Here is a 15132-nt window from a genome sequence, read left to right as displayed (position 1 = left end):
GACCTTTTATAGACAGACCGCGCTTACCGTTTTCACCGGATTACGCTGTGGGTTATTGGGGAGATGGAATTGGGCGGTACAGGTCTGCGCAACGTGACTGTCATCCCAGCGCACGACTATCGCCCCGTGGTCTGGAATACCGCTCAGATAAACCTGCCCCTGATCGGCCACAATGCCCGATGCCGCGCCGTTATCGCCCAGCAGCTGAGCGCTGGCACCAAACGGCAGCGGGCCGTGTGCACCACGCAACGTAAACAACACGCGATTGCCGATATGGGTCTGATAGTTGGCTTCGACGATGGCTCCCCCACCGGGGATCACCGTTTGTCCCTGAAGATCAACATCGGTATCGTCAGCCATCGATTGGGTATCGAGGCTGATATCGTTTTTACGATAGGCGGTCAGCGTCGGCACAATGGCGTAACCGCGCCAGTCGGTGTGCAGATCGGTGCCATTCTCAATCGCTACGTTGTCGGCACCGGGTGCGCGCACAATTGCAAAGCTGTCACCGGTGTACTGCCCAAAAGTAATACCGTGTGGATGGGCCACAATCGAGCCCGACGCGCCCCAGTTCACCTGGTGGCTGGTGTTATCGCGCTGATAGCCAAGCTGCGCTTCCCCGTATCCGCCGCGATAATCGAGCGATACGCCGCTATTACTTCCTTGCCCGTTATTGCCATAACCCTGCTGAACGCTGTAGTAGAGATTATTTTTCTCCAGCGCTGCGCCGTAGAGGGAAACTTGTTGTGAGGTGTAGCCGTTGTTATCGGAAGTGGTGCTGTAGCTGACGGAACCGTTCGGCAGCAGACCGTTTAGCGGAATATTGATGTTAAAAGACAAAGAACGGTCGGTTTTATTATTCTCCGACGACTGCGTAAAGTAGTAGCCCAGCCCCCAGGAAACGCCTTTCCAGGCGCTGTAAAACCCGACATGCACCGTCCGATCGCGACGTGGGGAATGCCAGTAGTTTTGCGCCCAGGCAGAGGCGGAGAGGCTACCGATATCGCCCAGCGGTTGAGAGAACGACACTTCTTCGCGGCTGCGCTTGCTCTCCGTTTCGCCATAGCGCCCCTCCAGCGCATTGGCCTCAGCAAAGTCATAGTAGCCGAGCGAAGAATAGCGATAGCTCGCCAGGCTCAAGGTTGAGCCGGTGGTCGTGAAGTTTTTCTGATACTGCAGGCGCGCGGAGTGCCCGCTGTAACGCTTCTCTGACAGCGTGCGGGTGACGGCGTGGGTATAATCCACGCCCAGCGACCCCAATTCACCAAAGCCACGCCCCAGCCCGCCGGACCACGACTGATAATCCTCCGCCATCTGCGCACCGCCGTAAAAAGTGACGTCTGCGGGCAGACCGTAAAATAACGTCGACTGCATAAACTGCGGTTGCCGTGTATCGGCCTGAGTGGAGTAATAGCGCCCGAGACTTACGCTGTACTTTATTCTCCCCTGGCGCAGCATGAACGGCACGGCGGAAAACGGCTGGGTAAATTTTCGCTCGGATCCATCGCTCTCTTTCACCGTCACTTCAAGATCACCGCTTTGCGCGGTGGGATAAAGATCGGTAATGGCAAATGCCCCCGGCGCGACAAACGTTTCGTAGATCACATAACCATGCTGGGAGACGGTGACTTTCGCGTTGCTGTGCGCCATACCGCGAATAATCGGCGCGAACCCGCGCTGGCTATCCGGCAACATCTCTTCATTGGACATTAGCTGCGCGCCGCGAAACTGTACGCTATCGAAAACGTCGCCGCTGGTGTAGGTGTCGCCAATACGTAGCTGGCTTTTGAGCGCGCGTACATCATGCTGAAGGTAGGTGCTCTGCGAACGCCAGCGGCGAGTGGTGTCATACTGCATGGACGCAATATTACGCAGCCGCCAGCCCCCCAGATTAATACCGCTGCGTAAGTTCAAATAATGAGATTGGTAGCTACCCTGGCTTTGCTGCGTTTGCGCACCGGTAAGATTGTAATCAACAAACGCCGCCGGAATTCCATCATCCCAGCGAGCGGGATCGACATAGCCCCGGCTTTGCAGGTTCATCGCCGCCTGAGGAATACTCAGGTTGAGCCGTTGGCCACCGAAATCAAACTCGCTGGCTGCATCGGGAATAAAGCGTTCAATGTGGGTAAACGCCTCACCTTCATGCAGCGTGCTGAAGGCAGAAAAAGCACTGACATTGACCCCATATTCCGCAAGCTGAGCCGCCGTTAGTCGCGGTTTTAACACCCCGCCCTCCTCAACGAACTCAATGGTCTCCTGCCCAACCGGCTGCTGATTGACCCATATCGCGACCGGATAGCGACCGGGCTGCTGACCGCCTGATCTGGCAAAATAGTGCAAATCGACGGTTTTTTGCTGTGGGTCAGACAGCTCTACCGCCGCCGGGTCAAAGTAGTCGTCCGCTTTTGTGGCGCTGCTATAGCACAGCAGCCATAGCGCCGTGGGCAGGCAGGCCAGGAGTATGCTGGTGCTTAAATCACCCGGAAGGTCTGAGGTTGTTTTTTTCACCGTGATCATCAGCGCCGTGTTACCGTTGAGCGAAGTCGGTAACACCGCCGAAGTCGTTGATCGCACGCCATTTCACTGCCCCCGCGTGATGGACCGACCATGATTTATTGCTAAATGGCGCAATCATTCCCGGCTCTTCCAACTCCTCACCGCCGACAGAGAGTGAGAAAAAGGAGATAAAGTAAGGCGTTGGGTTATGTGCGACCAGGTTCGTACCGAGAGTCTGGAAGGTCAGCTTTTGCCACGCGTCATCGGCATCACCGGGAAGGTTTTTAGGTCGGTAGAAAATTTTGAACTTCGACTTAATATTGACCTGCAGCTTATTCGCATCATCTTGTTTCGACGGCGCAATACTTTTCACGTTCAACCAAAATACCGACTCCCGATCCAAAGGCAGCGTCGCGCCGGTGAAGTTAATTCGCAGAACGTTTTTTTGTTCCGGATCGAGTCGAAATAGCGGTGGTGTTACAATAAATGGCGGTTGGCTTTTATCCGTTGTGGAATAATTTTCCACCCATGACTGAACCAAATAAGGCACGGCGTTATCGGCGTTTGTCACAGATATGGATGCTTCGCGCTTCCCCTCTTCATATATTACGCGAGTACCGCCCATGACAATGCCCGCATGCGCTGCTGCTGATAATAAAAATAGAGAAAGGCTCGCGATAAAACGATTCATAGAAATAAGCCGTAAGATAAAATAGAGTTTAATTTGAGCAGAAGATACCTTCTGCTCAGGGTTTAATTAGTTGTAAACCATATTAAAATCAGCAACGCCATTGGCCTTACCGGTCATTATATTGGCCCCCGTTGACGCGTAATCAGCGAAGAAAGTCAGATCGGCTGCCCCATCGGCCCCGTCGCTTCCTTGCTGAATATCATGCTGTTTACTCACGGTCCCCAGTTTGATCACTTGATTCTGGTCATCCTCAAACAGTTTGATCCCCACGCCGGCAGCGCTGCCAGCCCCACTATCAATAGCGAGCAGTGATGCATTCGTACTGTCTTTTTTGCCATCAAATAAAACAGAGACATGCGCAACAGAGTCAGGACAGTCCGTCACTTTAATATGGAAGGCCGTTTTGGTGGTTTCGGTACCGGCGCCGGTGAAATAGCTTTTGGCCCATTTACCAAGATCGACGGTTTGATTTTTGCTATCGCTTTCAACATTACAGGAGGAATCGGTGATGGAACCGGTAAAATTGACCTGGCCGCCCGGGCCTTGGGTTCCTGCTGATGAACCTGGATTAGTAGTGATGGCAGCCACTGCGGCACCGGAGACTAACGCGGTGATGACGCATGCCATAATGCGAAATTGTGCTTTCATTCTGATTCTCTTATTGACGTACATTTATGCCGATAGCGGGCGCAAAAAATATAATTTCACGACTATCTGCCATGAACCCCTCCATGTTATGTAACTTTATTCCTTTGCAGGGTATTAAATGCGTAACCGTTTCCTCTCCGTTTATTTTTGATAAACAGAAAGCCTTTGCTATTAATTTATTGAGTCAACGGCTAATGCCAATGGGTGCATTAGATATACGACACTAATAATATTCTTATTAATCCGTGATGCAATGCATTATTTGGTAAAAGCGCAGTAAAATAATTTAACCTAAACTTATAAAAATAAAAAACGCTCATGATATGTTATCGATTAACGCTCAGCATAAAAACATAAACTCCAGATACGATGAATGATATTTAACACCAACAGCATCACCGTAACGAACTTAACCTCTAAAAGCACATTTCTGAATTTATTACATGACAAAAAATGCGCTGCAAATGAAAAACTAAGAAAATTCTCACCACTGACGGTATCGCCACTCGCCACATAGTGAACAACTTCAGTAAATTCAACACGTTTATTAACAAATTCGATGAGTACTGGTCATCTGCACGCATTTAGTTTAGCATTAACTTAATTAAGGAAAAGCTAAACTAAAATGACAGACAGCAAACTCCTCCAGGCTCGTGCAGGCGAAGCCGCGATACTTTTAAAGGCAATGAGCAACGCTAACCGGTTGCTGATCCTCTGCATGCTTTGCGATACCCCCGGCATCAGCGCCGGTGATTTAGCCAAAGTCACCGGCTTAAGCCCATCGGCAACGTCCCAACACCTCGCCAGAATGCGTGAAGAGGGGCTCATTGACAGCCAGCGCGATGCGCAGCGCATTCACTACTTTATAAAGAATGCGGCCGTAAAACAGATCGTCGCCACCTTAAAAACACTCTACTGCCCCTAAGAGAGACACAATGACCGTTGAACACATCTCCCCAACTGCGGCACAGGCACTGATTGAGCAAGGTGCCAGCCTGATTGATATTCGTGATGCCGATGAGTACGCACGAGAACATATCCCAGCGGCTCAACTGTGGCCACTCGCCGCGCTGGAAAACGGTACAGCGCTGCAGGTGAACGCCGGTAAGATTGTGATTTTTCACTGTCAGTCCGGTAATCGGACAAAAAACAATCTGAGCCGATTGATTGCCGCCGCCGCCCCCGCACAGGTAAAAATTCTCGAGGGTGGTATTGAGGGCTGGCGTCGCGCCGGGCTATTGACCGTTGAGGATAAATCCCAGCCCCTACCTCTAATGCGCCAGGTACAAATTGCGGCTGGCGTGCTAATTTTACTGGGCGTCTCGCTTGGCTATAGCGTCTCCAGCGCCTTCTTTCTTCTGAGCGCGTTTGTCGGCGCCGGATTAACCCTGGCGGGCGTGACCGGTTTTTGCGGCATGGCGCGTTTGCTCGCCGTGATGCCGTGGAATCGACGCTGATTTCTTCTCGCGCGAGCGATGCTCGTCACTCGCGTATTCATAGCAATAGATAACAAAGGAGCATCTTGATGTTTGCACCTGGCGATCTGGTTCAGTCAAAAATGGGCGGACCAAAATTAAAGGTTATTGAAGCGCACGAAGAGAGCATCGTGGCCGTACAGGCCAGCGATGAACAAGGCAAGCAGTACACGCTAAAAAACAGCGACGTCGCACCGTATCAGGAAGACGGTGATTTCGGCGTCTGCTGATGATCTCCGGCGGTGGGTGAATCCCGCCGCAAATCATCCCGGCAGAAATGCATTTTTACCCACAAATTTCGCATAACTTCAAACGAAAGGCATCAGAATTAATCACCACCAAATCGGCATTAATTCGGATAAAAAACCCAAGCGTGATGAAAATCACAATAAAAACCGCATAACCGCTTCCCCGCTAAAAAACGCCCTCGCTCCTGTCTTTTTTAACCTTCAAGAAACAAAGACTAACTCAATGATTTTTATATAAAAAACAAACATCGAAAACAAAAATAGCGCGACATCAGACAAACTCTCAATAGCAGAGCATTTTATCGACAAAAGCGCATTAAATAAAAATATTTCACTAGTTGTTTGTTTTATTGCAGATGGATAACCTATACACGTCAAATAAACCAAACCAAAACGCCATTAAACACGATTTATCTCTGTGTTAACCGTTCATTTTTCGAGGAGCATACCGATGTTCTCTGCGCAGTCACGCCTGCGTCATGCGGCAGCAGACACTTTCGCCATGGTGGTCTACTGTTCCGTCGTGAACATGATGATTGAAATTTTTCTCTCAGGAATGACCTTCGAGCAGTCACTTTCATCCCGTTTGGTTGCCATCCCGGTGAACATTATTATTGCCTGGCCATACGGTATGTATCGTGACTTCGTTATGCGACAAGCGGCGCGGATTAGCCCGGCAGGCTGGATGAAGAGAGTGGCTGACCCCATTGCTTACGTCACCTTCCAGTCACCGGTGTACGTGCTGATTCTGCTGAGTGTCGGTGCTGACTGGCACCAGATAGCGGCAGCAGTCAGTTCAAACGCGGTGATCTCGCTGGTGATGGGTGCCGTATACGGCTACTTCCTCGATTTTTGTCGCCGCCTGTTCCGCGTGGAGCAGTATGCGCAGGCGAAAGCCTGATTGTGATGAAATAAATGACTGGCTTAGCCAGTCATTTATTTATGCGTTCTCGCCAAATAACCCATCTAAAAAGCGCTCAAGCGCCATACGCGAACTAAAGCCGTGTGGAATGCCGTAATGCTGCTCAACGGCGCCCCCTAGATACAGCGGAAACTGTTCATAGTGATCGCAAGCTTTAATATCTGAAGCTGGCTCAGCATATTTATTGCTGCGCTCTTTTAACGCCGGATGAATGATCAGCGCCGTGCGCCCCATTCGTGCCTCGCGATTAACGTAAACATAATTTTCGCCACGGCGATAGCCGTAAGCTTTTGTGGTTACCGCATCCATGGTAAAGCCCGCTTTTTCAAGAACGCGCGCCACCTCATCAGGTCGTAAATACATTTTTTATCCTCGTCATCTTTTACTGCATCGCCACCTTACCGTAATCAGTATTCGCCTCGCTTTCAGATAATTCCAGAAACCGGCTAATTCACGGCAATTTATGTCGGATGACCTACACTTAAGGTTCTATCAAATTTCGGGGAGACCGTAATGATTAAGCCATTTAGCCGCAATGAAGCAGACCAAGAGGCACAGGATATTCATAATGATGTCAGCCAATTAGCTGATAGTCTCGAAGGTATCCTCAAGAGTTGGGCCAGCGATAATAAGGATGAAGTCGAGGCAGCCCGTCGTGAGGCAAAATCTCTGCTCAGTGAAACGCGCGCTCGTATCCATGGGCGAAGCCGCTTGCAGCAAAGCGTCCGCGATGTCGCTGACACCGCCGATAGCTATATTCACGATAAACCGTGGCAAAGTGTGAGCGCTGCCGCGGCGGTGGGGATATTTGTTGGCATATTATTAGGATGCCGTCGATAATATAACCACAATGATGTAGATAATAAAAACGCGTCTGCCCCGGGTTATTTCAGATAATCCGGGGCTTTTATTTTAGCGCGAGCGTCAGAGCCTTAACCTGCTGCTGAGCCACGGTCTGTGAAGCAATATTGGTAAAACTCATTATCAGGCCCGCCGACCCGCCATGTGCCATACGCCAATCGTTCACGGCCTGCACCGCGAGCCCCGCCCGCCGTGCTCGAAGCGCCATCGATCTGTCGTCGCCCTCAACGGCTACCACCAATTGGATCCCTCCGGACTGTTCCACCACCTGAAAACCGTGCGCGACTAAAGCCTCCTCAAGCCAGCGCCGGCGCTGGGCATAGTGAACGCGCATTTTCTTCAGATGCCGCCAGAAGTGCCCCTCGCGGAGAAAGTCCGCCAGCGTCTGCTGCCACAGCCGTGGCACCGGGCAGGCCAACCGCTGGGCCTGGAGACGGAATTGCGCCACGAGCGGTAGCGGCACCACCAGCCACGCGGTGCGCAGTGCCGGAAACATCGATTTGCTGAATGTCCCTGCATAGATAACCCGCTGCGGGGCATCCAGACTTTTCAGCGGCGGCAGCGGTTTTCCGAGGTAGCGAAATTCACTGTCGTAATCATCTTCGATGATCCACGCCTGATGATGTGCAGCCCAATCCAGCAGTTGGCGTCGCCTTGGCAACGAAAGCGCTACGCCGGTAGGGCTTTGATGGGCTGGAGTCAACAGGGCAAAACGGGCGTCAGACGCATGCCGTATTGCCCACTCAACGTTCATGCCGTCCGCATCCACCGGTATGGGAGAGAGCGTCACCCCCTCCTGTTCCACCACCGGGCGAATCAGCGGAAAAGCGGGGTCTTCAACCCACATCACTTCACCCCGCCCCCCCAAAGATTGCAGAATCAGGCTCATTGATGCGGCATATCCCGAGGTGATAAAGACCTGTTCAGCTTCGCATTCGATACTGCGCGACAGCCGTAAATACTCCACCAGCGCCTGACGAAGTACGCTTTCACCGCACACATCCCCGAGTGCCAAATCAAAGCGCGTCTGCGTACGCAAACGCCGCCCCATTACCCGCGCCCATAATCCACGCGGAAAGAGATCCAGCGCAGGCAGTCCTAACTGGAAGGGCTGAGGCTGGGATTGTTCTCCGCCAAAACCCAGCGGCTCGGCGCTGACCGGCTGTAGGGTTAAGTGGTCGCTCACAAACGTCCCCGCCTGCCCGCGCCGCTCAAGCCACCCCTGAGCCACCAGCTCGCCGTAGGCATTCTCTACCGTGACGCGGGAAACGCCCAGCTCCTGGGCATATACCCGGCTGGAGGGTAAACGCCTGCCCGAGGTCAGCTCCCCTTGCTCTATCGCCGCTTTCAGTTGTCGCGCTATCTGCTGATAGCGTGGGATGCTGCTTACCTTCATGGTCTTATTTTTTACTCGTAATATGGCTATCTTTTTAAGACCATTATAGTGCTATTTTTGTCCCATCTTGAACGAGGAGTGACATCATGATTGCATTACGCCAACCCTATAGTGAATTGAGCCCAGCCGTTTATGCCGGGCTGGTTCAAGCCAGTATCGCCCTGGAAAAAAGCTCGCTGGAGCGTACGCTACTAGAACTGCTGTATCTGCGCGTTTCGCAGATCAACGGCTGCGCTTTTTGCCTTGAAATGCACAGCAAAGCCCTGCGCAAATCCGGCGTCGATCAGACCAAGCTTGATGCGTTAGCTGGCTGGCGAGTAAGTAATCACTTCAGTGATGCGGAACGTGCGGCGCTGGCTTGGGCTGAAGATCTGACCCATATCGCCGATACGCACGCGGAAGACCACGTCTATCAACCGCTGCTGGCACACTTTAGCGCCGAGCAGATAAGCGATATGACCTTTGCAATTAGCCTGATGAATGCCTTTAACCGTCTGGCTGTCGGTATGCGGATGTAAAACCTCCCCGCCCGTAAATAATCACTGATTACGGGCGCTATTTTTTCCTTATTCCCTTCTATTTCCCACCAAATACACCCCTAGTTTTCACCCGGATATTTCCTTAAAACCATCATCATCATACAAATAATTTACTCAAATTTTGGTCATTCCTACATGCAATATTCATGACGTTCTTCAGATTTCTGGCAAAATTTACATATAAATTCATAAAAAAATCAGCCACCCATGATTTGCTCTCAGCCCTTATATCATGGGAAATTCAGCCATAACGTTCGCCCCTGATATTTCAGATGAAAACAGATTGAGGGTTGTCACATCGTCTCAGTATGCTAGGGTATAAACAGGTCATTATTTTCATCAGGTAGCATATAGACATAAACTAAAAACAGGAAATTTCATATTGCATGGCAGTTAAATTAGAAGTTAAGAATCTTTATAAAATATTCGGCGAGCATCCACAGCGAGCATTTAAATATATCGAGAAGGGTTTCAATAAAGAACAAATTCTGGATAAAACAGGGTTATCACTTGGCGTAAAGGACGCCAGTCTGGCCATTGAAGAAGGCGAGATATTTGTCATCATGGGATTATCCGGTTCCGGCAAATCGACCATGGTACGCCTTCTCAATCGTCTGATTGAACCCACCCGTGGACAGGTGCTGATTGACGGTATTGATATTGCCAAAATATCCGATGCTGAACTGCGCGATGTTCGCCGTAAAAAGATTGCGATGGTCTTCCAGTCATTTGCGCTAATGCCGCATATGAGCGTACTGGATAACACCGCCTTCGGTATGGACTTAGCGGGCGTACCGGCACAAGAACGCCAGGCAAAAGCGCTGGACGCGCTGCGCCAGGTCGGCCTTGAGAATTATGCGCATGCCTATCCCGATGAACTCTCCGGCGGGATGCGTCAGCGCGTAGGGCTTGCCCGTGCTCTGGCCATTAACCCCGACATTCTATTAATGGATGAAGCCTTCTCGGCGCTCGACCCATTAATTCGTACTGAGATGCAGGATGAGTTGGTGAAATTACAGGCCAAACATCAGCGTACCGTGGTATTTATTTCCCACGATCTCGACGAAGCCATGCGAATTGGCGATCGCATTGCCATTATGCAAAATGGTGAAGTGGTACAGGTCGGTACTCCAGATGAAATTCTGAATAACCCAGCCAATGATTATGTCCGCACCTTCTTCCGCGGCGTAGATATTAGCCAGGTATTTAGCGCCAAAGATATTGCTCGCCGTAACCCGGATGCACTGATCCGTAAAACACCCGGATTTGGCCCTCGCTCGGCATTAAAATTATTACAAGATGATGATCGTGAATACGGCTATGTCATCGAACGTGGTAATAAATTTGTCGGCATCGTATCAATTGACTCACTGAAAGATGCGTTGAAAGCGAACCAGGGAATTGAGGCGGCATTAATTAATGAGCCGGTGGCTGTCGATGCACAAACGCCGCTCAGCGAATTGCTCTCTCAGGTGGGCCACGCCCCCTGCGCCGTACCGGTTGTTGGAGAAGAACAGCAGTACGTCGGCGTTATTTCAAAAAGAATGCTGCTACAGGCATTAGATCGCGAGGGGGCAAACAATGGCTGATCAATCCAATCCGTGGGATACCACACCGGCCGCAGACAGTGCGGCAAATTCTGCTGATGCATGGGGTTCATCAACTCCCGCAGACGGCGGCGGCGCAGACTGGTTACATAGCGCACCCGCCCCGCAGGCAGAGCATTTCAATATTATGGATCCGTTCCATAAAACGCTGATCCCGCTTGATAGCTGGGTGACGAATGGTATCGACTGGGTAGTGACTCACTTCCGCCCGGTGTTCCAGGGGATCCGCGTGCCAATCGACTATATCCTCAGCGCTTTCCAGCAGCTGTTGCTGGGAATGCCGGCTCCCGTGGCAATTGTGCTCTTTGCACTGATTGCCTGGCAGATTTCCGGCGTTGGCATGGGCGTGGCGACCTTAATTTCATTGATTGCCATCGGCGCAATTGGTGCCTGGTCGCAGGCGATGATAACCCTTGCGCTGGTGCTGACGGCGTTGCTGTTTTGCGTGGTCATTGGTCTACCGCTGGGTATCTGGCTGGCTCGTAGCCCGCGGGCGGCAAAAATTATTCGCCCTCTGCTTGATGCCATGCAGACCACGCCGGCGTTTGTCTATTTGGTGCCTATCGTCATGCTGTTCGGTATCGGTAACGTACCGGGCGTGGTGGTGACCATTATCTTCGCCCTGCCACCGATTGTGCGTCTGACCATTCTGGGGATAAACCAGGTACCGGCCGATCTGATTGAAGCCTCGCGCTCCTTCGGTGCCAGCCCGCGTCAGATGCTGTTTAAAGTCCAGCTACCGTTGGCGATGCCAACCATTATGGCTGGCGTCAACCAGACGCTGATGCTGGCGCTGTCGATGGTGGTTATCGCCTCGATGATCGCCGTCGGCGGTCTCGGTCAGATGGTGCTGCGCGGTATTGGCCGTCTGGATATGGGCCTTGCCACCGTGGGCGGCGTAGGGATTGTTATCCTCGCGATTATTCTGGACCGCTTAACCCAGGCCGTTGGCCGCGATTCACGCAGCCGTGGCAACCGCCGCTGGTTCCATACCGGCCCTCTGGGTCTGGTGCTTCGCCCCTTCACTAAGTAACCATCGTATTGGCCCGGCGCGCGTCGGGCCAATGCTCCGCAACAATCACTATTAAAGGAACAACGATGCGACACTCATTGGTATTTGCTACTGCTTTCGCCACTTTGGTCTCCACCAGCGCTTTTGCCGCTGACCTGCCGGGGAAAGGCATTACCGTACAGCCGATACAAAGCACGCTGTCTGAAGAGACCTTCCAGACGCTGCTGGTCAGCCGTGCGCTGGAAAAACTGGGCTACACCGTCGATAAACCAAACGAAGTGGATTACAACGTCGGCTATACCTCCATTGCCGCCGGTGATGCTACCTTCACCGCCGTAAACTGGATCCCACTGCATGACGATATGTATGAAGCCGCAGGCGGCGACAAGAAATTCTATCGTGAAGGGACGCTGATCAACGGCGCCGCTCAGGGCTACCTGATCGACAAAAAAACCGCCGACCAGTACCACATCACCAATATTGAACAGTTCAAAGATCCAAAGATTGCCAAATTGTTCGACACCAACGGCAACGGCAAAGCCGATCTGACGGGCTGTAACCCCGGCTGGGGCTGCGAAGCGGTCATTAACCACCAGTTGGATGCCTACGACCTGACCAAAACGGTCGAGCATAACCAGGGGAACTATGCGGCGATGATGGCCGACACCATCACCCGTTTCAAAGAAGGTAAACCGATTATCTACTACACCTGGACACCGTACTGGGTGAGCGACGTGTTGAAGCCGGGTAAAGACGTGGTATGGCTGCAGGTCCCATTCTCTTCCCTGCCGGGCGTGCAGAAAAATATCGATACCAAGCTGTCTAACGGTGCCAACTACGGCTTCCCAGTCAGCACCATGCATATTGTCGCCAACAAAGCCTGGGCTGAGAAAAACCCGGCAGCGGCGAAGCTGTTTGCCATCATGAAGCTGCCACTGTCCGACATCAACGCCCAGAACGCGATGATGCATGACGGTAAATCATCCGAAGCCGACGTTCAGGGCCAGGTTGATGGCTGGGTGAAAGCCCACCAGCAGGTCTTTGACGGCTGGATTAAAGAAGCGCTGGCTGCGCAAAAATAAGTTTGCCTTCTCCCAGGCGCGAGTTGTTCCAATGGACAATCCGCGCCGGAAAGTCTGACGGCGCAACGCATATCAGACAAGGAAGCCGCGAACTTGCAGTATCAGCAGTCACGTTTGTCGCCCGGTCGTAGATCATCACGCCGGGCGATACCTTACGTTTGAAATGGCACATTCCGCTACGCGACATTTCCCCTCTCCCCGCCGGCTTTCGTTATGATTGCGGACAATCTCTCCAACCATGCTAAAAAAATGACTAAACCTTCTCATGGGCTTAGCCCCGCACTTATCGCGTTAATGTCTATCGCCACGGGTCTTGCTGTGGCCAGCAACTATTATGCGCAGCCGCTGCTGGAAACCATCGCCCGTAGCTTCTCTCTCAGCGCCAGCCAGGCCGGATTTATCGTCACCGCGGCCCAGCTTGGCTATGCCGTCGGGTTGCTGTTTCTGGTTCCGCTGGGGGATATGTTTGAGCGCCGCCGCCTGATTGTCACCATGACGCTGCTGTCAGCGGGCGGGATGCTGATCACCGCTAACAGTCACAGCCTGACGATGATGATTCTGGGTACCGCCCTCACCGGCCTGTTCTCGGTTGTGGCACAACTGCTGGTGCCGCTGGCCGCCACTCTCGCCGCGCCGGAGAAGCGCGGTAAAGTGGTCGGGACGGTGATGAGCGGTCTGCTGTTGGGTATTTTGCTGGCGCGTACTGTCGCCGGGCTGCTGGCAAGCCTTGGCGGCTGGCGTACCGTGTACTGGGTCGCCACCGTGCTGATGGTGCTGCTGGCTTTTGCCCTGTGGCGCGGTTTGCCCACGCTTAAACAGCAGAATCACCTCAACTATGGGCAACTGTTAGGCTCAATTTTCCGTCTTTTTGCCCACGACAAGCTGCTGCGCACCCGCGCACTGCTCGGTTGCCTGACCTTTGCCAACTTCAGCATTTTGTGGACGTCGATGGCCTTTCTGCTTTCCGCCGCACCGTTCAACTACTCGGAAGCCACCATTGGTTTGTTTGGCCTGGCCGGTGCCGCTGGCGCACTCGGTGCCCGTCCAGTCGGCGGACTGGCGGATAAGGGCAAAGCGCATCTGACCACCACCTGGGGGCTGGTGCTGCTGTTGCTGTCATGGGTCGCCATCTGGTTTGGACACACCTCAGCGCTGGCGTTAATTGTGGGCATCCTGGTGCTCGACCTGATGGTTCAGGGCGTGCATATCACTAACCAAACGGTTATTTACCGGGTGCAGCCCGATGCGCGTAACCGCCTGACGGCAGGCTATATGACCAGCTACTTTATTGGCGGTGCGGCGGGCTCACTGCTCTCAGCCTCCGCCTGGCAACATGCTGGCTGGCTGGGCGTCTGCCTGGCCGGGAGCCTGGTGGCGGTAGTTAACCTGCTGGTGTGGTGGTGGGGCTATCATCGTCAGGATGCGGAATAACGTGCCGAGCGCCGGGTATACGTACCCGGCATCGGTATGTCATAGATTATCTACATAAATTACGGCAATTAATTCATTTACTTTATTTGTCACTCTCGTTACTATATCGACTGTAACTAATGAGGTAATGCCCAGATGGATAGTTCGTTTACGCCCATTGAACAAATGCTGAAATTCCGCGCCAGCCGCAGCGAAGAGTTCCCGTTCCAGGAAATTCTGCTGACTCGTCTTTGCATGCACATGCAGGGCAAACTGCTGGATAATCGCAATAAGATGCTGAAAGCTCAGGGGATTAACGAGACGTTGTTTATGGCGCTAATCACGCTGGAGTCTCAAGAAAACCACAGTATTCAGCCTTCCGAACTCAGCTGTGCGCTGGGCTCATCGCGCACCAATGCCACCCGCATTGCCGATGAGCTGGAAAAGCGTGGCTGGATTGAACGTCGCGAAAGCGATAACGACCGCCGCTGCCTGCACCTGCAGCTCACCGATAAAGGTCGCGAGTTCCTGAATGAGGTTCTGCCGCCGCAGCATAACTGTCTGCATCAGCTTTGGTCTTCATTAAGCCATGCCGAGAAAGACCAGCTCGAACATATCACCCGCAAACTTCTCACCCGTCTTGATCAGATGGAAGAGGATGGCACAGTGCTTGACGCCCTGCGTTGATACCACCGCGATACAAAAGAAAACAAACAGGCCAGCAGATAATCCCTGCTGGCCT

The 15132-nt window shown here is 52.5% G+C and carries 16 protein-coding genes; 11 read left to right on the top strand and 5 right to left on the bottom strand.

The features are described 5' to 3' along the window. Positions 1-6 precede the first annotated feature (6 nt). The 3 genes from KCR01S_RS18145 to KCR01S_RS18135 form a co-directional block, all read right to left on the bottom strand. Positions 7-2520: a fimbria/pilus outer membrane usher protein gene (locus tag KCR01S_RS18145; protein WP_061284498.1), complete on the bottom strand. Its 2514-nt coding sequence runs from the start codon at positions 2518-2520 to the stop codon at positions 7-9. A gap of 10 nt (positions 2521-2530) precedes the next feature. Continuing rightward, the gene (locus KCR01S_RS18140; protein ID WP_061284482.1) at positions 2531-3190 is read right to left on the bottom strand and encodes a fimbrial biogenesis chaperone; all 660 of its coding nucleotides are present in this window, start codon (positions 3188-3190) and stop codon (positions 2531-2533) included. A 66-nt stretch (positions 3191-3256) separates the two neighbouring features. Beyond that, positions 3257-3838 carry a fimbrial protein gene (locus tag KCR01S_RS18135; RefSeq protein WP_061284481.1) on the bottom strand — a complete coding sequence of 194 codons (582 nt, stop codon included), beginning with the start codon at positions 3836-3838 and terminating at the stop codon, positions 3257-3259. Positions 3839-4463: 625 nt separating this feature from the next. On the opposite strand from KCR01S_RS18135, the gene KCR01S_RS18130 reads away from it, so the two are divergent. The 4 genes from KCR01S_RS18130 (at position 4464) to KCR01S_RS18115 (ending at position 6462) form a co-directional block, all read left to right on the top strand. Then, the gene (locus tag KCR01S_RS18130; protein WP_061284480.1) at positions 4464-4763 is read left to right on the top strand and encodes an ArsR/SmtB family transcription factor; all 300 of its coding nucleotides are present in this window, start codon (positions 4464-4466) and stop codon (positions 4761-4763) included. Between the two features lie 10 nt (positions 4764-4773). Further along, positions 4774-5295, top strand: a complete 522-nt coding sequence (locus KCR01S_RS18125) for a rhodanese family protein (RefSeq protein WP_061284479.1) — start codon at positions 4774-4776, stop codon at positions 5293-5295. Between the two features lie 68 nt (positions 5296-5363). Then, complete coding sequence (locus tag KCR01S_RS18120; protein WP_052284497.1) at positions 5364-5543, top strand: hypothetical protein; 180 nt, start codon at positions 5364-5366, stop codon at positions 5541-5543. A gap of 469 nt (positions 5544-6012) precedes the next feature. Continuing rightward, positions 6013-6462, top strand: coding sequence for an L-alanine exporter AlaE (locus KCR01S_RS18115; protein ID WP_061284478.1), 450 nt, complete (start codon positions 6013-6015; stop codon positions 6460-6462). Positions 6463-6501: 39 nt separating this feature from the next. Here KCR01S_RS18115 and KCR01S_RS18110 read toward each other — a convergent pair whose 3' ends face one another. Beyond that, complete coding sequence (locus KCR01S_RS18110) at positions 6502-6846, bottom strand: DUF2002 family protein (RefSeq protein WP_061284477.1); 345 nt, start codon at positions 6844-6846, stop codon at positions 6502-6504. A 150-nt stretch (positions 6847-6996) separates the two neighbouring features. On the opposite strand from KCR01S_RS18110, the gene KCR01S_RS18105 reads away from it, so the two are divergent. Continuing rightward, positions 6997-7323: a DUF883 family protein gene (locus KCR01S_RS18105; protein ID WP_052284494.1), complete on the top strand. Its 327-nt coding sequence runs from the start codon at positions 6997-6999 to the stop codon at positions 7321-7323. Positions 7324-7390: 67 nt separating this feature from the next. Here KCR01S_RS18105 and pdxR read toward each other — a convergent pair whose 3' ends face one another. Beyond that, complete coding sequence (pdxR, locus tag KCR01S_RS18100; protein WP_156478782.1) at positions 7391-8725, bottom strand: MocR-like pyridoxine biosynthesis transcription factor PdxR; 1335 nt, start codon at positions 8723-8725, stop codon at positions 7391-7393. Positions 8726-8826: 101 nt separating this feature from the next. On the opposite strand from pdxR, the gene KCR01S_RS18095 reads away from it, so the two are divergent. The 6 genes from KCR01S_RS18095 to mprA all read left to right on the top strand — a co-directional run bounded on the left by KCR01S_RS18095 (position 8827) and on the right by mprA (position 15077). Beyond that, positions 8827-9258, top strand: coding sequence for a carboxymuconolactone decarboxylase family protein (locus KCR01S_RS18095; RefSeq protein WP_061284475.1), 432 nt, complete (start codon positions 8827-8829; stop codon positions 9256-9258). 407 nt (positions 9259-9665) lie between these two features. Beyond that, positions 9666-10868 (top strand): glycine betaine/L-proline ABC transporter ATP-binding protein ProV, encoded by a 1203-nt coding sequence (proV, locus tag KCR01S_RS18090; protein ID WP_061284474.1) that lies wholly within the window; start codon positions 9666-9668, stop codon positions 10866-10868. After that, on the top strand, positions 10861-11919 hold the full coding sequence (gene proW / locus KCR01S_RS18085; protein ID WP_061284473.1) for a glycine betaine/L-proline ABC transporter permease ProW: 1059 nt from the start codon (positions 10861-10863) through the stop codon (positions 11917-11919). Before proV ends, proW begins: the two co-directional genes overlap by 8 nt. 65 nt (positions 11920-11984) lie before the next feature. After that, on the top strand, positions 11985-12980 hold the full coding sequence (gene proX, locus KCR01S_RS18080; protein WP_061284472.1) for a glycine betaine/L-proline ABC transporter substrate-binding protein ProX: 996 nt from the start codon (positions 11985-11987) through the stop codon (positions 12978-12980). Between the two features lie 249 nt (positions 12981-13229). Continuing rightward, positions 13230-14411, top strand: a complete 1182-nt coding sequence (locus KCR01S_RS18075) for an MFS transporter (RefSeq protein WP_061284497.1) — start codon at positions 13230-13232, stop codon at positions 14409-14411. Positions 14412-14546: 135 nt separating this feature from the next. Then, a complete protein-coding gene (gene mprA, locus KCR01S_RS18070) occupies positions 14547-15077 on the top strand; it encodes a transcriptional repressor MprA (protein ID WP_052284487.1) in 531 nt (176 codons plus the stop codon). Positions 15078-15132 lie beyond the last annotated feature (55 nt).

This window comes from Kluyvera cryocrescens NBRC 102467 (assembly GCF_001571285.1).
Classification (GTDB): domain Bacteria; phylum Pseudomonadota; class Gammaproteobacteria; order Enterobacterales; family Enterobacteriaceae; genus Kluyvera; species Kluyvera cryocrescens.
This window is presented reverse-complemented; position numbering and strand designations above follow the sequence as displayed.